Here is a 19,559-nt window from a genome sequence, read left to right as displayed (position 1 = left end):
GGGGCGGGCCCCGGGCGGGGCGGGTGCGGTCGTACGGCGGGAGGCGGGGCGATGGCGGGCCGGGACGCCGGGGCGGGCGAGGACGGCGGCCCGCGGACGTACACCGTGGACGAACTGGCGCGGCGGGCCGGCGTCAGTGTGCGGACCGTACGGTTCTACGGCACGCGCGGACTGCTGCCGCCGCCGCGCCTCGGGCCGCGCAGGGTGGGCAGGTACGGGCCCGCGCACCTGTCGCGGCTCGCCCTCATCGAGGAGTTGCGGGCCCAGGGCATGACGCTCGCGGGCATCGAGCGGTACGTCTCCGGGCTGCCGGCCGGCCTGAGCGCCCACGACCTCGCCATCCACCGGGCCCTCGTCGCGTCCTGGGCGCCCGGCACGGCGGAGCGGGCGACGCGCGGCGAGCTGGAGCGGCGGGCGGGGCGGGCGCTCGCCGACGAGGACGTGGAGCGTCTCACTGCGATGGGCGCGCTGACACCTACTGACAGTGCTGACAGTGCTGACAGCGGTCATGGCGCTGACGGCGCGTTCCTGGTGGACGCGGCGATGCTGCGCCTCGGCGTGGAACTGCTCGACGTGCCGATCACGGAGGAGACGATCCTGGCGGCGCGCGCGGTGCTCGCCGAGCACACCCGGGCGGCCGCGCACGAACTCGGCCGGCTGTTCCGCGACGAGGTGTGGGGCCCGTACGAGGAGCGCGGCGAGGACACCGGCGACCGGGAGGCGGCGCTGCGCTCGCTGTCCGCGCCGCTCCAGCCCGTGGTGGTGCAGGCCCTGGTGACGGCGTTCCAGCGCTCGCTGCGCGCGGAGCTGCGCGACCTGGCGGCGGACCCGCGCGCCGGGAAGCAGCCGCCGACGCCGTGAGGGGCCGCGTCCGGGGCGGCTCCCGGGCCGGGGTCGCAGGGCTCAGGCGTCGGTGTACGGGCGGCCTTCCGCCGCGCGGGCGGCGAGGGAGGCGGGCGGCGCGAAGCGGTCGCCGTAGCGGGCCGCGAGTTCGCGGGCGCGGGCCGTGAAGCCGGGCAGGCCGCCGGGGTAGCCGTTGGCGTACTGGAGGGCGCCGCCGGTCCACGCGGGGAAGCCGATGCCGAGCAGGGAGCCGACATTGGCGTCGGCGACCGAGGTGAGGACGCCCTCGTCGAGGCAGCGGACGGTGTCGAGTGCCTCGGCGAACAGCATCCGCTCGCGCATGTCCTCGAAGGGGATGGCGGTGCCGGGCCGGGTGAAGTGCTCCCGCAGTCCCGGCCACAGGCCGGTGCGGGCGCCGTCCTCCCCGTACGTGTAGAAGCCGCCGCCCGCGGAGCGCCCCGCCCTGCCGAACTCGTCGACCATCCGGTCCACGACGGCGTCCGCCGGGTGCGGGTGCCAGGTGCCGCCCGCCTCCTCGGCCGCGCGCCGGGCCTCGGCGCGGATCCTCCTCGGCAGGGTGAGCGTCAGCTCGTCCATCAGGGCGAGCACCTTGGCGGGGTACCCGGCCTGCGCCGCGGCCTGTTCCACGGAGGCGGGCTCGATGCCCTCGCCGACCATCGCGACGCCCTCGTTGAGGAACTGCCCGATGACGCGCGAGGTGAAGAAGCCCCGCGAGTCGTTGACCGCGATCGGTGTCTTGCGGATCTGCCGCACCAGGTCGTAGGCGCGGGCGAGCGCTTCGTCGCCGGTGCGGCGGCCCCTGACGATCTCGACGAGCGGCATCCTGTCGACGGGCGAGAAGAAGTGCAGCCCGAGGAAGTCGGCGGGGCGGTCGACGCCCTCGGCGAGCGCGGTGACCGGCAGCGTGGAGGTGTTGGAGCAGAGCAGCGCGTCGGGGGCGACGGCCTTCTGTGCCTCCTGGAACACCGTGTGCTTGAGCGCGGTGTCCTCGAAGACCGCCTCGATCACGGCGTCGCACCCGGCGAGGTCGGCGGGGTGCTCGGTGGGGGTGATCCTGGCGAGGACGGCGTCGCGCTCCTCCGGGGTGGTCCGGCCGCGCCCGACGGCCCGGTCGAGGAGCGCCGCGCAGTGCGCCCTGCCGCGCTCGGCGGCCTCGCGGGTGACGTCCTTGAGCACGACGGCGATGCCGGCGCGGGCGCAGGCGTACGCGATGCCCGCGCCCATCGTCCCCGCGCCCAGGACGGCGATCCGGCGCACGGTGTGCCGGGGCACGCCCGGGGGCCGCCCGGCGCCGGAGTTGACGGTCTGGAGGTCGAAGAAGAAGCCCTGGATCATGTTCTTCGCGGTCTGCCCCGTGGCCAGTTCCACGAAGTAGCGCGCCTCGATCGCGAAGGCGGTCTCGATGTCGACCTGGGAGCTCTCTACGGCGGCGGCGAGTATGGCGCGGGGCGCGGGCAGCGGGGCGCCCGCGGTCTGCTTCCTGAGGGTCGCGGGGAAGGCCGGGAGGGTCGCGGCGAAGCGCGGGTCGGCGGGGGTGCCGCCGGGGATCCGGTAGCCGGGGAGGTCCCAGGGCTGGTGCGACTCGGGGTGCGCGTCGATGTAGGCGCGGGCGCTCGCGAGCATCGCCTCGGGCGTGTCGGCGACCTCGTGGACGAGCCCGGCGTCGAGGGCGCGGCGCGGGGTGTGGCGGGTGCCCTTGAGGAGGATCTTGAGCAGCGCGTCCGCGATGCCGAGGAGCCGTACGGTCCTGACGACACCGCCGCCGCCCGGCAGCAGGCCGAGGGTGACTTCGGGCAGGCCGATGCGCGACCCTGGCGCGTCGAGGGCCACGCGGTGGTGGCAGGCGAGCGCGATCTCGTAGCCGCCGCCGAGCGCGGCGCCGCCCAGCGCCGCGACGACGGGTTTGCCGAGGGTCTCGATGCGGCGCAGGTCGCGTTTGACGGCCATGCCGCGCGCGAGGGCCTGCTCGGCGTCCTCGGGCCGCAGCCGGATGAGTTCACGCAGGTCGCCGCCGGCGAAGAAGGTCTTCTTGGCCGAGGTGACGATGACGCCGCGCACGGTGCCGCGTTCGGCTTCGAGGCGGTCGGCGACGGCGGTGAGCGACGCGCGGAAGGCGTCGTTCATGGTGTTGGCGGACTGGCCGGGGTCGTCGAGTACGAGAGTGACGACGCCGGTGCCGTCCTGCTCCCAGCGGATGGTGGTGGACTCGCTCATGTTGCGGCTCCGTCGCGAAGTCGGGGGCGGGGGCGTACGGGCGGGGCGTACGGGGCGGCGGGTCAGACGCGTTCGACCACGGTGGCGACGCCCATGCCGCCGCCGACGCACAGCGTGGCGAGCCCGTAGCGGAGGTCCCGGCGCTCCAGTTCGTCCACGAGCGTGCCGAGGATCATCGCGCCGGTCGCGCCGAGGGGGTGGCCGAGGGCGATGGCGCCGCCGTTGACGTTGACCCTGTCGAGGTCGAGGCCCATCTCGTCCACGTAGTGCAGCACGACGGCGGCGAACGCCTCGTTGATCTCCACCAGGTCGATGTCGCCGATGGTGAGCCCGGCCCTGGCGAGCGCCTTGCGGCTGGCGGGCGCGGGGCCCGTGAGCATGATCGTGGGCTCGGAGCCGGTGACGGCGGCGGAGACGATCCGGGCGCGCGGGGTGAGCCCGGAGCGCTCGCCCGCCTCCCGGGAGCCGACGGCGACGAGCGCGGCGCCGTCCACGATGCCCGAGGAGTTGCCCGCGTGGTGGACGTGGTCGATGCGCTCGACCCAGTGGTACTTCTGGAGCGCGACGGCGTCGAACCCGCCGGCCTCGCCGATCTGCGCGAAGGACGGGGGGAGCGCGGCGAGGCCGTCCGCGGTGGTGCCGGGGCGCAGGTGCTCGTCGTGGTCGAGGACGGTGAGGCCCGAGCGGTCGCGCACGGGGACCACGGAGCGGGCGAACCTGCCGTCCTTCCAGGCTGCCGCGGCGCGCTTTTGGGAGAGCGCGGCGAACTCGTCGACGGCCCTGCGGCCGTATCCGCCGAGGGTGGCGATGAGGTCGGCGCCGATGCCCTGGGGCGCGAAGCCTGTCTCGTAGCTGGTCATGGGGTCCATGGCCCAGGCGCCGCCGTCCGAGCCCATCGGCACCCGGGACATCGACTCGACGCCGCCGGCGAGCACGAAATCCTCCCAGCCGGAACGCACCTTCGCAGCTGCCAGGTTGACGGCTTCGAGCCCGGAGGCGCAGAAGCGGTTCTCCTGCACGCCCGCGACGGTGTCGGGCAGGCCCGCGGCGAGCGCAGCGATGCGCGCGATGTCGGAGCCCTGGTCGCCGATGGGGGTGACGACGCCGAGGACGATGTCGTCCACGGCCGCGGGGTCGAGGCCGGGGAAGCGCGCGCGCAGCTCGTGGATGAGGCCGACGACGAGGTCGATGGGCTTGGTGCCGTGCAGGGCACCGTTCGCCTTGCCGCGGCCGCGCGGGGTGCGGACGGCGTCGTACACGTACGCTTCGGTGCTCACGGCGTGCCTTTCTGTCGGGGCGCTGGGGGCGTGGCGTCCGGGGGCCGGTCCCCGCGCGGGGTCAGGTGAGTGGGCCTCGGGTGCCGGCCGGGGGTCGGGGATGGGCCGCTCCCCGCGCGGGGTCAGGTGAGCCAGCCCTTGACCGTCGCCACGGACCTGAACGGGTCGGGGCCCACGGGGGTGACGTTGAGCATGGTGACGCCGGCGTCGCGGAAGGCGGCGACGCGGTCGCGGACGTAGCCCTCGGGCCCGCAGAGCGTGGCCAGTTCGCAGAACTCGTCGGGCACGGCCGCCGCCGCGTCGCGGATGCGGCCCGCGAGGTAGAGGTCCTGGATCTCGGCCGCCGCCTTCCCGTAGCCGTAGGCGACCGCGAGGTCGTGGTAGAAGTTCCTGCCGCGGGCGCCCATCCCGCCGACGTACAGGGCGATCTGGGCGCGCGCCTTGTCGCGGAAGCGCGCCGCGTCGTCCCCGATGGCGAGGAGGCCGCCCGCGGCGGTGCGCAGCGGGCCGCGGGCCGGGTCGCGCTTGGCGGCGCCCGCGGCCAGGGGCGCGCCCCAGACGTGGTGCGCCTTCTCCGGCAGGAACAGGTGGGGCAGCCAGCCGTCGGCGATCTCCGCCGCCATCTCGACGTTGGCCGGGCCGAGGGCGGCGAGGAAGACGGGGATCTCCCGGCGGACGGGCCGGGTGAGCATCCGCAGCGGCTTGCCGTGCCCGCCGCCCTTCTCCGGCGGCAGCGGCAGGTCGAACAGGCCGTGGTGCTCGACGGTCTCGCGGCGCCAGATCCGGCGGCAGATCCCGACGGTCTCCCTGGTGCGGGCGAGCGGCTTCTCGTACGGCAGGCCGTGCCAGCCCTCGACGACCTGGGGCCCGGACGCGCCGAGGCCGAGGAGGGCGCGCCCTCCGGAGACCGCGTCGAGGCCCGCGGCGGTCTGGGCGATCAGCGCGGGGGTCCGCGAGAAGACGTTGACGATGGCGGAGCCGATGGCGGAGCGCTCCGTGCGGGCGGCCAGATATCCCATGATCGTGGCGGAGTCGAAGCCCCATGCCTCGGCGACCCAGATGGCGTCGAGCCCCGCGGGCTCCAGCGCCACCGCCGCGTCGCACGCCGCCCTGGCGTCGCCGGTGTGGTCGAGCTGGAGTGAGATCTCCATGTGCGGGAGCCTTCCTGCCGGTCCTGGCCGCCCGCCGGCGGCACGGACCGCGGGCCGGGGCCCGGCCGAGTCTGACACACGTGGTGTAACACCCGCGATGCTAGGAACGCGGCGGGCCGCGCACAAGCCTCGCGGAGCCCGGCGGCGCCCTTCTGACGGGGCGCAGGGCGCGGGCGCGAACCGCGCCGGCGCCCTCCCGGGTGTGCGGGGCCGCGGCGGCGCCCCCACGCGCGTCGGGGCCCGTGCGCGACGGGTGCGCGGAGGGCGTACGGGCGTGCGGTGACACAACTCACGCCCCTGGCCGGTGCACGGAATGCATGGTTCCGACGTCTGTACAGGTAACAGATCACGCACCGTGTCGCCCGGCCCGGCGCCGACGAAGGGGAGCAGCCATGTCACCTGTGGTCGAACAGGCAGTGCAGGCGCGCGTCGTCGCGTCGTCGCCCAGCCTGGAGACCGTGCCTGCCACCCTGCTCTACGACAGGACCGACCCCTTCACCGTCCGGATGGTCTTCCCCCCGCTCGCCACCCTCGAAGGCACCGAGGTGGTCTGGGAGTTCTCCCGCGAGCTGCTGGCCTCGGGGCTGGCTGCGCCCGCGGGCGAGGGCGACGTGCGGGTGCGGCCGTTCGGATACGGGCGCACGGTGGTGGAGTTCCACGCCCCCGAGGGCACCGCGATGGTGCACCTGCGCTCGGCCGACCTGGTCAGGTTCCTCGACCGGTCGCGGTCCCTGGTGCCCGAGGGGCACGAACCCCTCTATCTGGACCTGGACTCGGCGCTCGCCGAGTTGCTGCGCGACGCCCGCTGAGGCCCGGCGCGGGCCCCGCGCCGTGCGGTGTTCACCGCCCCGGGGGGAAGCGGCCGTTCCGCGTCGGCCCGCCCGCGGGTCATGATGGGGCGCGACCGGAACCCCGCCAGGACCTGGAGACCCGCACGTGCCCAGCAGGAAAGCCCTGATCCGTCAGCCGAGTTCGCGCCTGGACGAGGGCCTCGTCACCCATCTGCAACGCACCCCCGTGGACGCCGTGGTGGCACTGCGGCAGTGGGAGGGGTACGTCGGCGCCCTGGCCGAGCACGGCTGGGAGAGCATCGAGGTGGCGCCGGCCGACGACTGCCCGGACGGGGTCTTCGTCGAGGACACGGTGGTGATGTTCCGCAACGTCGCGCTGATCACCCGGCCGGGCGCCGCGTCCCGGCGGCCCGAGACCGCCGCGGTCGAGGAGGAGCTGGCGCGGCTCGGCTGCTCCGTCAACTGGGTGTGGGAGCCGGGCACGCTGGACGGCGGCGACGTGCTGAAGGTCGGCGACACGGTCTACGTCGGGCAGGGCGGCCGCACCAACGCGGCGGGGGTGGCCCAGCTGCGGGCCGCGTTCGAGCCGCTCGGCGCGCGGGTCGTGGCCGTACCGGTGAGCCGGGTGCTGCACCTGAAGTCGGCGGTGACGGCCCTGCCCGACGGTACGGTGCTCGGGCATCCTCCGCTGGTGGACGTGCCGACGCTGTTCCCGCGCTTCCTGCCGGTGCCCGAGCCGTCCGGCGCGCACGTGGTGCTGCTGGGCGGCGGCCGGCTGCTGATGGCGGCGAGCGCGCCGAAGACCGCGGAGCTGCTCGCGGGGCTCGGCTACGAGCCGGTGCTCGTGGAGATCGGCGAGTTCGAGAAGCTTGAGGGGTGCGTGACGTGCCTCTCGGTGCGCCTGCGCGACCTGTACGTGTGATTCCGGTCCCGTCCGCACGCCGCCCGGGGAGCCGGCCGCGCGCGCCTGTCCGCCCGCGGGCCCCGGGATTCCGGATGCCGGGCCGTTCGCGCCCCGCCCACCCCCGGGGGAAGCACACACCAACCCGCGGGGGAAGCACGCGCCGGCCCGCGGGGACACCCGCCGCGATCAAGCGGACGCCGTACGGCCGCTTGTGTGGAAACGACACGCATGCGGCAGGAGCCCTCGGGTAGGCGAACCGTCCACGGGCCGCGGTCCCCACCGTGGTTCCTCAGACAGTCTTACCCGCTCTTTAACCTACGGTCTCGTAACCTACGAGTCCGTAGGTAGTTTCCCGTCCCCCAGGAGCACCCGTGACCCTCACCCCCTCCCACCTCGCCGGCACGGACGCGTGGACAGACGCCCGGCTGCTGTACGCGCTGGAGGAAGTGGTGGAGAAGGAGCTCAACCGCCATCTGAAAGTGGCCAAGGACTGGATGCCGCACGAGTACGTGCCGTGGACCGAGGGCCGCAACTTCCCCGGCTTCTTCGAGGACGGCGAGCCGTGGGACCCCGCGCAGTCCAAGGTGACCCAGCTCGGGCGGACCGCCCTCGTGGTCAACCTGCTGACCGAGGACAACCTGCCGAGCTACCACCACGAGATCGCGACGCTGTTCGGCCGCGACGGCGCCTGGGGCACCTGGGTGCACCGCTGGACGGCTGAGGAGGGCCGGCACGGCACGGTGATGCGGGACTACCTGCTCGCCTCCCGGGCCGTCGACCCGGACGAGCTTGAGCGGTTCCGGATGGCCCACATGTCGGAGGGCTACGAGTCGGACAACCGCCACTCGATGCTGCACTCCGTCGCGTATGTCGCGTTCCAGGAGCTGGCCACCCGCGTCTCCCACCGCAACACCGGCCACCAGTCGGGCGACCCGGTCTGCGACCGGATGCTGGCGCGGATCTCCACCGACGAGAACCTGCACATGGTCTTCTACCGCAATCTGCTGGGCGCGGCGTTCGAGATCGCCCCCGACGAGACGATGCAGGCGGTGCGCGACGTCGTCACGGGCTTCCGGATGCCGGGGCACGGCATGCCGGGCTTCGAGCGCGCCGCAGTCGCGATGGCCGTCGGCGAGGTCTACAACCTGCGCATCCACCACGACGACGTGCTCCAGCCCGTGCTGCGCTATCTGAAGGTGCTGGACATCGACGGGCTCGGCCCCGCCGGGCTGCGGGCGCAGGAGGAGCTGGGCCTGTTCATGAACGGCCTGGACACCGAGGCGGCGAAGTTCGACGACAAGCTCGCCGCACGCAAGGCGCGGATGGCGGCGCGCGGCCGCGTCTGACGGACGGCGGGGCGGCGTGCACCCGGGACGTCTCGCGCCCCGGCGGCCGTTCCCCGGGGCGGCCGCCGCGCTCAGCGGCGAGAGCGCCGCAGCCCGAGGCGCTCCCGCTCGGAGAGCCCGCCCCAGACCCCGAACCGCTCGTCGTGTTCCAGGGCGTAGGCGAGGCACGCCTCGCGCTCGGTGCAGGCACCGCACAGCCTCTTGGCCTCGCGGGTCGAGGAACCGGGCGCAGGGAAGAAGAAGTCGGGCCCCGTCTGGGCGCAGAGCGCGCTGTCCTGCCAGGCGAGGGACGAGTCCGTGGAGCGGTCGCCGCCGTCCGCGGCCGTACCGGTGGTGATGTTGATCGGCATGCCGACAGGTTTCCGCACGCCGATAAACATCCGATTGATGAACCATCAACCCTGCTCGACGGGCCGTCAGGGCCACGCCACGGGCCGCCTGCGCCTGCCGCCGGGCGCGGCCACCGCCCGTAGCGTCCCAGGCGCGGGCGGCGAAGTACAGGCGTCCGGGCCCGGCGCGCCGCCGCTCAGTGGTGCGTGGGCTCCATGCCCTTCATGTCCATGGAACCCATGGAACCCGCCGAGTTCATGGACATGGCACCCATGGCCTCCGCCGCCTCGCGCGCGCTGCGCTCCGCCTTGTCGCGCTGCGCGGCGGAGGGGTGGTGCATCTGCTCGTACGGGGGGATGGTGCCGTCCTCCTTGTACACGAGGAACAGTCCGGCCATGCCGAGGTCGGAGTGGCTCTGCACGTGGCAGTGGTACATCCAGGCGCCGGCGCCGACGTGTTCGCCCGCGATCACCTGGAAGCCGAAGGAGTTGGCGGGTCCGACGATCTTCGTGTCGACGACCGGGCTGGTGTCGTCTGCGCCGGCGAGCAGGCCCGTCCTGTTGTCGGCCCAGCGGTGCCCGTGGATGTGGAACGTGTGGTAGAACTCGCCGTGCGTGATCGAGACGAACTCGACCCGCTCCCCCACGGTCGCCTTGAGGTCCGGCCCCATCTCCAGGTTGTTGACCTGCATGTCGTTGAAGACGACGGTGAACGTGCGGTCGGGCAGCGGATCGCCCTTCCTGCGGACCACGAGGCCCCCGTAGAGCCCCGCCCTGATGCCCCCGGTGCCGTGGTCGGTGCCGACGACGTGGTCGTGGTAGTGCCAGTAGCCCGCGCTGCCCGGCTGGAACGTGCCGTCGGGGCGCCGCGCCGGGGCGTGGGTGCGCCAGGTGTACGTGCGCCTGCCGCCGGGCGGCACATGGCTGCGGTTGAGGCGGGTTCCGTCGCTCGCGACGTCGTAGTCGACGCCGTGCGCGTGCAGGCTGACGTCCACGTCGAGGGTGTTCTCGAAGTCGATGTGCAGGGTGTCGCCCTCGACCAGCTCGATGAGCGGGCCGGGAACGGTCGCCTTGCCGCGCTCCAGGCCGTAGCCGGTGCGGCCGTCCGCGAGCTTCTCGGCGAAGAGGGTGAGGTGGCGCACCTGTCCCCCTGCGGGGGCGGTGCGGACGGCGGGCACGGGCGCGGAGGTGGCCACGGGCGCCGAGGCCACCCCTGCTCCGGCGACCCCCGCGACGGCGGCGCCGCCCGCGAGCAGTCGCCCGTTGAAGCTCCTTCTGTCCATGGCCATGCCGAACTCCCCCGTACGGGATGGAAGTTGCGGGGTGAAACAGACCCCGGGGACGGCCATACGGTAGAGCAGCGCCTCCCGTTTATCCACACCCAGGACAAAGTTGGTGGGATTCCAGCCTTACCTATTGGCGGACCGCCGAAAGCGGTCTACGTTCCAAGGCTGTTGCACAGACCAATGAGGGGTGGGTGAACACATGCAGCGTGCACCACATCACCGGTCGAGAACGCGGCGCCGGCTCATCGTGGGCCTGGCCACGGGCGCCCTCGCGGCGTCCCTGCTGGGCACGGCGGCGGCCTCGGCCGAGCCGGCGCAGGAACGCGGGGCCGCGGCCCTCGCGCTCCCGTCGCCGCCCGGCGGCACGAACGTCAAGGTGCTGGTCTACTACGGCTCCGCGGACGAGGAGTCCCCGACCGTGGACGCCGGGATCGAGGCCGTCGAGAACATCGGTCGGACCGGGCCGCTCGCCAAGCGGTTCAAGACCGTCGCCACGGACGACGCGTCCGTCTTCACCAACGCGAACCGGCTCGGCACCTTCAACGCGGTCGTCTTCCTGACCGGCCCCGGCGACGTGCTCGACCCCGAGCAGGAGGCCGGGCTCGAAACGTACGTCGAGGCGGGCGGCGGCTTCGTGGGCATCCACGACGCGGCGCGCACCGAGCCGTACTCGGACTGGTACACCGGGCTCGTCGGCGCGCGGCCCGCGGCGGGCAGCCCCGCCGCCGTGCAGCAGGCGACCGTCGAGGTCGGCGACCGCGTCAACCCGGCGACCAGGAACCTGCCGCTCGAATGGAAGCGCGCCGACACCTGGTTCAACTGGGAGGCCGACCCGACCGGCACGGTGCACACCGTGGCGAGCGTGCGGGAGTCCACGTACAAGCCGGGCGAGGGCGCGGCGGGCACCGAGGACCACCCGGTCTCCTGGTGCCGCGACTACGACGGCGGCCGGTCCTTCTACACCGCCATGGGCGGCACGGTCGCCTCCTTCGCCGAGACCGACTTCCGCGACCACCTGCGCGGCGCCCTGGAGTGGACCTCGCGCCTGACGCGCGCCGACTGCAAGGCGACCATCGACGCCCACTACAAGGCCGAGCGGATCACCGCGCCCAACCAGCCGGGTCAGCAGGACCAGATCGGCGAGCCGCACGGCCTGACCGTCGCGCCCGACGGGAAGGTTTTCTACATCGGCCGCGGCGGCGGCACGGCGACCGACCCGGTCGTCACCGACTGGAGCGACCCGAACGTCGGCAAGGGCACGGGACGGATCTACGTCTGGGACCCGAAGACCCAGAAGGCCACGGTCGCGGCCTCGCTGACGGTCTTCGGCAACCGGGGCGGCGGCGACGAGCTCAACAAGACCGAGGAGGGCCTCCTCGGCATCACGCTCGATCCGCAGTACGAGTCCAACGGCTGGGTCTACGTCTACTGGTCGCCGCACTCGCAGATCGACCGGGACACCCAGATGGGCAAGCGCCGCATCTCCCGCTTCACCATGGACCTCGCGACCGGCAGGATCGACACCACCTCGGAGAAGGTCCTGCTCCAGTGGCCGATGCAGATCCACAGCTGCTGCCACGCGGGCGGCGGGATGGCCTTCGACTCCAAGGGCAACCTCTACGTCGGCGTCGGTGACAACAACTCCTCCCTCTACAGCGACGGTTACTCGGGCAACAACCCGGAGCCCCACTACAGGGGCGTCTCCTTCGCCGACGCGCGCCGCACGGCCGGCAACACCCACGACCTCAACGGGAAGATCCTGCGCATCCACCCCGAGGACGACGGCACCTACACGCTGCCCGCGGGCAACCTGTTCACCGGCAAGGAGACCGCCGAGGGCGGCGGCAAGACGCGCGGCGAGATCTACGCGATGGGCGTGCGCAACCCCGCGAGGCTGTCCATCGACAAGAAGACGGACGTGCTCTACGTCGGCTGGGTCGGCCCGGACGCCGGGGAGCCCTCCACGACCTGGGGACCCGCCAAGTACGACACGTTCGCCGTAATCACGCACGCGAGCAACCGCGGCTGGCCGTACTGCATGGGGAACAAGCAGCCCTACCGCGACCGCAACCTGCCCGACCCGGACAAGCCGCTCGGCTGGTACGACTGCGACCACCTGAGGAACGAGTCGCCGAACAACGACGGACTCGTCAACATCCCGCCCGCCGAGGCCAACAACATCTGGTACTCGCCGCAGGGCGGGGCGCCCGACTACCCGCGCGGCGAGGACGGCGTGCCGGTCTACGACCCGGCCAGGGCCACCTACCGGCTGCCGTGGCTGAAGGGCGGCGGCCAGGCCACCATGGACGGCCCGGTCTACCGCTTCGACCCGACGTACAAGAGCAGCGTCAAGTGGCCGCAGTACTGGGACGGCAAGTGGTTCGTCGCGGACTTCTACGACGCCACCAACCCGCGCCACGCGGTCACCATGGACCCCGCGAACCAGGGCGAGGGCGGGCTGCCCGTGCACGCCGACTCGCTGCGGAGGATCATCCCCGTCGGCAGCGGCGGCATCCGCAACCTGATGGACTGGAAGTTCGCCCCTGACGGCTCGCTGTACGTCCTCGACTACGGGCGCGGCTTCTTCAACTCCGACTCCGAGTCCGCGCTGTGGCGCGTGACGTACACCGGCGGCGCGCCGACCCCGGCCGCCAAGGACCTGGTCGAGAAGGGAGCGTGAGGCGGGTGAGAGCCACCACCCGAGGAGTCCCGCGGACCTCGCGGCGGCGACCGCCGCGGCTGTGGGTGTCACTGGTCGGAGCGTTCCTCCTGGTGCTCGGGCTGACGTCGACCGCGGCGTACGGGCGGGGGCAGACGCCCGCCGCGCCGGCCGCCGGGCAGATCCTGACCTGGACGGCGGGCGACTCCATCGAGCACTACGCGAGCGCCCCCACGACCGCGGTGGCGGGCACGGCCACCATCGTCTTCGAGAACAGCGCGGCGACCGGCAACACCACGGGCCTGCCGCACACCCTGACCTTCGACACGTCGGACCCGCAGTACAACAACGACGCGCAGGTCAACATCCTCGCCAACCCGGCCGACGCGGAGGGCGGCAAGCACAGCGTGCAGGTCACGCTGACGCCCGGCACGTACCACTACTTCTGCTCGATGCCGGGCCACATCATGATGAGCGGCACGCTCACCGTGACGGCGGGCGGCGGCGGTGACGACACCACGGCGCCGACCACCTCGGCGAAGGTCGCCGGACAGCAGAACGCGGACGGCGCGTACGTCGGCTCCGCCACGGTGACCGTCTCGGCCGCGGACGAGGAGGGCGGCTCGGGCGTCGCGAGCGTCGAGTACGCGCTCGGCGCCGAAGGCGACTGGCAGCCCTACACCGACCCCGTCGTGGTGGACCAGGCCGGCGCGCAGACCCTGCGCTACCGGGCGACCGACAAGGCCGGCAACGCGGCGGCCGAGAAGTCCGTCGACTTCACCGTCGCCGCGCCGCCCACGGACGACACCACACCGCCCGAGACCTCGGCGACGGTCGGCGGCGAGCAGGACGACGAAGGCACCTACCTGGGGACGGCCACGGTCACGGTGACGGCCTCCGACACCGGCTCGGGCGTCAATACCATCGAGTACGCGCTCGGCGCCGACGGCGACTGGCAGCCCTACACCCGGCCGGTCGCGGTCGACGAGGCCGGCGCGCACACCGTGCGCTACCGGGCGACCGACAAGGCCGGCAACGCGGCGGCCGAGAAGTCCGTCGGCTTCACCGTCGCCGCGCCCCCGGCCGAGGACACCACGGCCCCGGTGGTCGCCGCCGCGGTCACGGGCACCAAGAACTCCTACGGCGCGTTCATCAGCAGTGCCACGGTGACCCTGACCGCGGAGGACGCCGAGTCGGGGGTCGCCTCCACCGAGTACACGCTCGACGGCGGCCCGTACCTCAGCTACACCGAGCCGGTCATCGTGGACCGGGTCGGGGCGCACACGCTCGCCTACCGGGCCACCGACGCGGCGGGCAACACCTCAGAGGCGCAGAGCGCGGCGTTCACCGTGGCCGAGGGCGGGGGCGTGCCCGCGCCGCCGTGCGCGGAGCACGACGAGCGGCTCACGGTGATCGTCGGCACGGTCGACACGGGCGTGCCCAACCGGCTCACGCCCAACCGGTGCACCGTCAACGAGCTGATCGAGGACGAGCGCGAGTGGACCTCGCAGGCGCTGTTCCTCAAGCACGTGGACGGCGTGCTCGACCGGCTCGTCGACCAGAACGTCATCGACAGGCGCGAGCAGAAGAAGATCGCCAAGGCGGCCAAGCAGTCGAAGATCGGCCTGCCGGGCCAGACCGCCGGCTACCGGACGATCTTCGACGGCACCGGGGAGTCGTTCGCGAAGTGGGAGCACGTCGGCGGCGGCCGGGTCGATCTGAAGGACGGTGCGATGAGCGTCGACCCGACGGTCGGCGGCGACCTCGGCATGATGTGGTACCCGGCGCGGCAGTACACGGACTTCTCGCTGAAGCTCCAGTTCAGGGATGACGCGGCGGGCACGGCCAACGCCAACGGCGGTGTCTTCGTGCGCTTCCCGAACCCGCACGGCTTCCCGCTGGAGTCCCGCCCCGCCTGGGTGGCCGTCAACTACGGCCACGAGATCCAGATCTTCGACGGTCCTGGCGGCGACATGTACAAGACCGGCTCGGTGTACGGCTTCGACCGGGTGGGGCTCGCCGGCGCCCACCCCACCACCAAGGGCACCTGGAACGACTACGAGATCCGGGCCGAGAAGCAGCACTTCGAGATCTTCCGCAACGGTGTCCTGATCAACGAGTTCGACAACGGCCCCGGCCAGGTCTTCGACCCGCCCAGGGCGGGTGACCCCGGCACGGACGGCAGGCGCTACGCGTCGGGTTACATCGGGCTCCAGAACCACAGCACCGCCGACCTGATCTCCTACCGGAACGTGCGGATCAAGGAGCTGTAGCAGTCCCCGCACCCGTCCGCACGGCCGCGGGCCCCCTCCCCCGCCGGGAGGGGGCCCGCGGCAGGCGCTCCTCAGGGCTTGCGGCGGGCCCTGCTCGGCTGGACGCGGGTGGGTTCGCCCGGCGCCTTCGGGTGGTCGGGCGGGTAGGGCAGGTCGCCGAGGCCGTGCTCCCGCTCGTCGCGGGCCGCGAGGTCGAGCAGGCCCTCAAGACCGAAGGCGTGGTCCGCCATGTCGGCGTGCACGTCGCCGAGTTCCGCGTACCTGGCCGGCATGGTCGCGATGTCGAAGTCGCGCGGCGCCACGTCCCCCATCTCCTCCCAGCGCAGTGGCGCGGAGACCGGGGCGTGCGCCTTCGGGCGCACCGAGTAGGCGGAGGCGATGGTGCGGTCGCGGGCCGTCTGGTTGTAGTCCACGAAGATCCTCGGCCCGCGCTCCTCCTTCCACCACGCCGTGGTCACCCGCTGCGGCATCCGCCGCTCCAGCTCCCGGCCCACGGCGATGGCGCACCTGCGGACCTGGGCGAAGGTCCAGCGCGGCGCGATCGGCACGAAGACGTGCAGGCCCCGGCCGCCCGAGGTCTTGGGCCAGCCGCGCAGCCCGTGTTCGTCCAGCACGGCGCGCAGCTCGTGGGCGGCGGCCACCGCCTCCGCGAAGCCGGTGCCGGGCTGCGGGTCGAGGTCGATGCGCAGTTCGTCGGGGTGGTCGGTGTCCCCGCGCCGCACCGGCCAGGGGTGGAAGGTGAGGCAGCCGAGGTTGGCCGCCCACACCACCGCGGCCACCTCGGTCGGGCAGACCTCGTCCGCGTACCGGCCGCTGGGGAAGGCGATCCGCGCGGTGGGGATCCACTCGGGGAGGTTCTTCGGGGCGCGCTTCTGGAAGAACGACTCGCCGGTGACGCCCTCGGGGAAGCGCTCCATCGTGGTGGGCCGCTCACGCAGCGCGCGGACGATGCCCTCGCCCACGGCGAGGTAGTAGCGGGCCACGTCCAGCTTGGTGAAACCGCGCTCGGGGAAGTACACCTTGTCCGGGTTGGACAGCCGCACGGCCCTGCCGCCCGCCTCCAGCTCCACCGCCGCTCCCATGTGCGCCACGGTATGTGCGGCACGGGCGCGCCGCACGCCGGGCGGAGCGCCGCAGACGCGGTGAGAATCGAGCCATGGACCTGCCGGTGATGCCGCCCCTGCTGCCGATGCTCGCGAAGCCCGTGCAGCGGATCCCGCCGGGCATGCAGTACGAGGCGAAATGGGACGGCTTCCGGGCGATCGTGCACCGGGACGGCGACGAGGTCGTCATCGGCAGCAGGAACGGCAAGCCGCTCACCCGCTACTTCCCCGAGCTGGTGACCGCGGTGCGGGCCGAGCTGCCCGAGCGGTGCGTGGTGGACGGGGAGATCGTGATCGTCCACGACGGGCGGCTCGACTTCGACCGGCTCACCGAGCGCATCCACCCGGCCGCGTCCCGGGTCGCGGCGCTCGCGGAGCGCACGCCGGCGGGCCTCGTCGCGTTCGACCTGCTCGCCAAGGGCGACGCGTCGCTGCTCGGGCTGGCGCAGGAGAGTCGCAGGGAGGCGCTGGAGGCGGTGCTCACCGGCGCCCGGCCGCCGGTGTACACGGCGCCCGCGACGACGGACGAGCGGGTCGCGGCCGAGTGGTTCGACCGGTACGAGGGTGCCGGACTCGACGGTATCGTCGCGAAGCCGCTCGACCGGCCCTATCTGCCGGACACCCGCGCCCTCTACAAGATCAAGCACGAGCGGACCGCGGACGTGGTGGTGGCGGGCTACCGCCCGCACAAGAGCGGCCCCGTCGTGGGCTCCCTGCTGCTCGGCCTGTACGACGCGGCGGGCACGCTCCAGCACGTGGGCGTCTGCGCGGCGTTCCCGATGCGCCGCAGGGCCGAGCTGATGGAGGAGCTCGCGCCGCTGCGGATCGACGCGGCCGACCACCCGTGGGCCGCATGGGCCGAGGCGTCCGCGCACGAGGGCGCGCGGCTGCCGGGGGCGCCGTCGCGCTGGAGCGGCAAGAAGGACCTGTCCTGGGTGGCGCTCGCGCCGTCGCGGGTGTGCGAGGTGGCGTACGACCACATGGAGGGCACCCGCTTCCGCCACACGGCGCAGTGGCGCAGGTGGCGCCAGGACCGGGACCCGGCGTCCTGCACGTACGGCCAGTTGGTGGAGCCGGTGCGCTACGACCTCGCGCGGGTGCTCGGCGGGGCGTGAGCCCCGCGGCGGCCGGCCGGGGGCGCCGTACCCCCGTCCGGGTGGCCCCGCGTGCGGGCGGGGTGGCGCGGTGTGAGCGTGCAGGGGTGAGCACTGTGAGTGAGAAGCGTCCCGAGCCGGTGCCCGCGCCGGCACCGCCGCCCGCCGCCGAACCGCCGGTGCTCAGCGGACGCCGCAGGAACATCGTGTTCGCGACGATCGTCCTCGGCCTGCTGCTCGCCGCGCTCGACCAGACCATCGTGGGCACGGCCCTGCCGACGATCGTGGCCGACCTCGGCGGGGCCGAGCACATGTCCTGGGTGGTCACGGCGTACCTGCTCGCGGAGACGATCTCGACGGCGCTCGTCGGCAAGTTCGGCGACCTGTTCGGGCGCAAGCTGATCTTCCAGCTGTCCGCGGTCGTCTTCGTCACCGGCTCGTTCCTGTGCGGCCTCGCCACTGACATGACACTGCTGATCGTCTGGCGCGCCGTCCAGGGCGTCGGCGCCGGCGGGCTGATGGTGACGGCGATGGCGCTCATCGCCGATGTGATCCCGCTGCGCGAGCGCGGCAAGTACCAGGGCGCCCTGGGGGCCGTGTTCGGCCTCGCGACGGTCGTCGGGCCGCTGCTCGGCGGGGTGTTCACCGACCATCTGACCTGGCGCTGGGCGTTCTATGTGAACGTGCCGATCGCGGTCGTGGTGGTGGCCGCCGCGGCCCGCACCATCCCGGCCGTCCGCTCCGCGTCCCGTCCCGTGATCGACTACCTGGGCATCGCGCTGGTGGCGGTGGGGGCGGGCGCGCTGATCCTGGCGACCAGCTGGGGCGGCAACCAGTACGCCTGGGGCTCGCCCGTGGTCATCGGCCTGTTCGCGGCCGGCGTGGCCGCGCTCGGCCTCTTCTGCCTTGCGGAGACCCGCGCGGCCCAGCCGATGCTGCCGATGCGGCTGTTCCGCGGCCCGGTGTTCGCGGTCTGCTCGATCCTCAGCTTCATTGTCGGCTTCGCGATGCTCGGCGCGCTGACCTTCCTGCCGACGTACCTGCAGTACGTGGACGGCGACTCGGCGACCGTCTCGGGGGTGCGGACGCTGCCCATGGTGATCGGCCTGCTGATCGCGTCGGTCTTCAGCGGCAACGTCGTCAGCAGGACGGGCCGCTACCGCTGGTTCCCGGTGGCGGGCACGGTGGTGATGGCGGCGGGGCTGCTGCTGCTCTCCCGGGTCGGTCCAGGCTCCGGGTTCTGGGCGGAGTCCGGGGCGATGTTCGTGCTGGGCACCGGCATCGGCCTCTCGATGCAGGTGCTCACCATCGCCGTGCAGAACACCGTCGACTACGCCGACCTCGGCACCGCGACCTCGGGCGTGACGTTCTTCCGTACGCTCGGCAGCTCGTTCGGCACCGCCGTCTTCGGCACGATCTACACCAACGCGCTCACCCCGGGGCTGCGGGACGCGCTGCCCGAGGCGGCGCGGGCGGGCGGCGCGGCACCCGGCGCGGTGGCCGCGGCGGCCCGCAGCCCCGAGGGGCTGCACCGGCTGCCGGGCGCGCAGTCGGCACCGCTGATCGGGGCGTACGCGGACGCGCTGCACACGGTCTTCCTGTGGACGGTGCCCGTGGCGCTTGGCGGCTTCGTCGTGGCGCTGTTCCTGCGGCAGGTGAGGCTGCGCGACTCGGCCCGCGCCACCTCGACCGACCTGGGCGAGGGGTTCGCCTCGCCGGACCCCGGCGACTCGGGGCGGCTGCTCGAACTGTCCGTCTGCGCCATTCTGCGGGAGGCGGGCCCCGACACGGCGCGCAGCGTGGTGCGCGGCTCCGCCACGCGGCTCGACATCGCGGGCGCGTGGGCGGTGATGCAGGTGGAGCTGCTGACCCGGATGGTCGGGCACGCGAGCCTCGGCCTGGTCGCGGGGCGCAAGAACGTGCCGCCCGAGGTGCTGCTCCCGGTCTTCGACCGGATGGTCGACGAGGGGTACCTGACGCGCTCGGGCAGCCTCTTGTCGCACACGGAGGCGGGCCGCCGGGAGGCCGCGGCGATCACCGCGGCGTGGGCGTCCTGGCTCAACGACCGGCTGGCCGCCGATCGGGGCGGGCCGAGCGGCGCCGAGCTGCGGCGCGCCGTGGACGCCATCGCGAAGCGCCTGCTGGCCGAGGACCTCTCCGACGCCGGCCCGCCGCGCCGCGGCCTCCCTGCCGGGGCCACGGCGTCCAGCGGGGCCGCGGCGCCCTGACGCCGTCCGGCGGGACTGAGACGCCGCCACAGGTACCGGT

Annotated in this window: 14 protein-coding genes; 8 read left to right on the top strand and 6 right to left on the bottom strand. The window is 73.4% G+C overall.

What is annotated here, in order from left to right; all coding sequences use genetic code 11:
• Positions 1–51: 51 nt before the first annotated feature.
• The gene (locus tag ABEA77_RS05525; protein WP_345641955.1) at positions 52–861 is read left to right on the top strand and encodes a MerR family transcriptional regulator; all 810 of its coding nucleotides are present in this window, start codon (positions 52–54) and stop codon (positions 859–861) included.
• Between the two features lie 42 nt (positions 862–903).
• On the opposite strand, the gene ABEA77_RS05520 is transcribed toward ABEA77_RS05525, so the two are convergent.
• The 3 genes from ABEA77_RS05520 to ABEA77_RS05510 all read right to left on the bottom strand — a co-directional run bounded on the left by ABEA77_RS05520 (position 904) and on the right by ABEA77_RS05510 (position 5,506).
• Positions 904–3,078, bottom strand: a complete 2,175-nt coding sequence (locus tag ABEA77_RS05520) for a 3-hydroxyacyl-CoA dehydrogenase NAD-binding domain-containing protein (RefSeq protein WP_345641952.1) — start codon at positions 3,076–3,078, stop codon at positions 904–906.
• Between the two features lie 62 nt (positions 3,079–3,140).
• Complete coding sequence (locus ABEA77_RS05515; RefSeq protein WP_345641950.1) at positions 3,141–4,355, bottom strand: acetyl-CoA C-acetyltransferase; 1,215 nt, start codon at positions 4,353–4,355, stop codon at positions 3,141–3,143.
• Between the two features lie 122 nt (positions 4,356–4,477).
• A complete protein-coding gene (locus ABEA77_RS05510; RefSeq protein WP_345641948.1) occupies positions 4,478–5,506 on the bottom strand; it encodes an LLM class F420-dependent oxidoreductase in 1,029 nt (342 codons plus the stop codon).
• 392 nt (positions 5,507–5,898) lie between these two features.
• Between ABEA77_RS05510 and ssgD the strand changes: the two genes are divergently transcribed.
• From ssgD to ABEA77_RS05495, 3 genes are all read left to right on the top strand, one after another.
• Entirely contained in the window at positions 5,899–6,315 is a 417-nt protein-coding gene (ssgD, locus tag ABEA77_RS05505) for a spore wall synthesis regulator SsgD (protein WP_345641945.1), read from the top strand.
• Positions 6,316–6,442: 127 nt separating this feature from the next.
• A complete protein-coding gene (ddaH, locus tag ABEA77_RS05500) occupies positions 6,443–7,219 on the top strand; it encodes a dimethylargininase (RefSeq protein ID WP_345641942.1) in 777 nt (258 codons plus the stop codon).
• Positions 7,220–7,572: 353 nt separating this feature from the next.
• Positions 7,573–8,547, top strand: a complete 975-nt coding sequence (locus tag ABEA77_RS05495; RefSeq protein WP_345641940.1) for an acyl-ACP desaturase — start codon at positions 7,573–7,575, stop codon at positions 8,545–8,547.
• A 71-nt stretch (positions 8,548–8,618) separates the two neighbouring features.
• Here ABEA77_RS05495 and ABEA77_RS05490 read toward each other — a convergent pair whose 3' ends face one another.
• On the bottom strand, positions 8,619–8,897 hold the full coding sequence (locus ABEA77_RS05490) for a WhiB family transcriptional regulator (protein WP_345641938.1): 279 nt from the start codon (positions 8,895–8,897) through the stop codon (positions 8,619–8,621).
• A gap of 176 nt (positions 8,898–9,073) precedes the next feature.
• Positions 9,074–10,159, bottom strand: coding sequence for a multicopper oxidase domain-containing protein (locus ABEA77_RS05485; RefSeq protein ID WP_345642182.1), 1,086 nt, complete (start codon positions 10,157–10,159; stop codon positions 9,074–9,076).
• Positions 10,160–10,361: 202 nt separating this feature from the next.
• Here ABEA77_RS05485 and ABEA77_RS05480 point away from each other — a divergent pair, with 202 nt between their 5' ends.
• Together ABEA77_RS05480 and ABEA77_RS05475 are read left to right on the top strand one after the other, a co-directional pair.
• Positions 10,362–12,842: a ThuA domain-containing protein gene (locus ABEA77_RS05480; protein ID WP_345641937.1), complete on the top strand. Its 2,481-nt coding sequence runs from the start codon at positions 10,362–10,364 to the stop codon at positions 12,840–12,842.
• 5 nt (positions 12,843–12,847) lie between these two features.
• The gene (locus tag ABEA77_RS05475) at positions 12,848–15,094 is read left to right on the top strand and encodes an OmpL47-type beta-barrel domain-containing protein (protein WP_345641935.1); all 2,247 of its coding nucleotides are present in this window, start codon (positions 12,848–12,850) and stop codon (positions 15,092–15,094) included.
• Between the two features lie 71 nt (positions 15,095–15,165).
• Here the strand turns inward: ABEA77_RS05475 and ligD are convergent, their stop codons facing one another.
• Positions 15,166–16,176 carry a non-homologous end-joining DNA ligase gene (ligD, locus tag ABEA77_RS05470; RefSeq protein ID WP_345641932.1) on the bottom strand — a complete coding sequence of 337 codons (1,011 nt, stop codon included), beginning with the start codon at positions 16,174–16,176 and terminating at the stop codon, positions 15,166–15,168.
• Positions 16,177–16,250: 74 nt separating this feature from the next.
• Between ligD and ABEA77_RS05465 the strand changes: the two genes are divergently transcribed.
• Entirely contained in the window at positions 16,251–17,312 is a 1,062-nt protein-coding gene (locus ABEA77_RS05465; protein WP_345641931.1) for an ATP-dependent DNA ligase, read from the top strand.
• Positions 17,313–17,398: 86 nt separating this feature from the next.
• Positions 17,399–19,519 (top strand): MDR family MFS transporter, encoded by a 2,121-nt coding sequence (locus tag ABEA77_RS05460; RefSeq protein WP_425588201.1) that lies wholly within the window; start codon positions 17,399–17,401, stop codon positions 19,517–19,519.
• The last annotated feature ends 40 nt before the right edge of the window (positions 19,520–19,559 follow it).

It is taken from the genome of Streptomyces tremellae, from assembly GCF_039540215.1.
In the GTDB taxonomy this organism is placed as follows: domain Bacteria; phylum Actinomycetota; class Actinomycetes; order Streptomycetales; family Streptomycetaceae; genus Streptomyces; species Streptomyces tremellae.
Note: the sequence above shows the minus strand (reverse complement) of the source record. Positions and strands in the feature narration are given on the sequence as shown.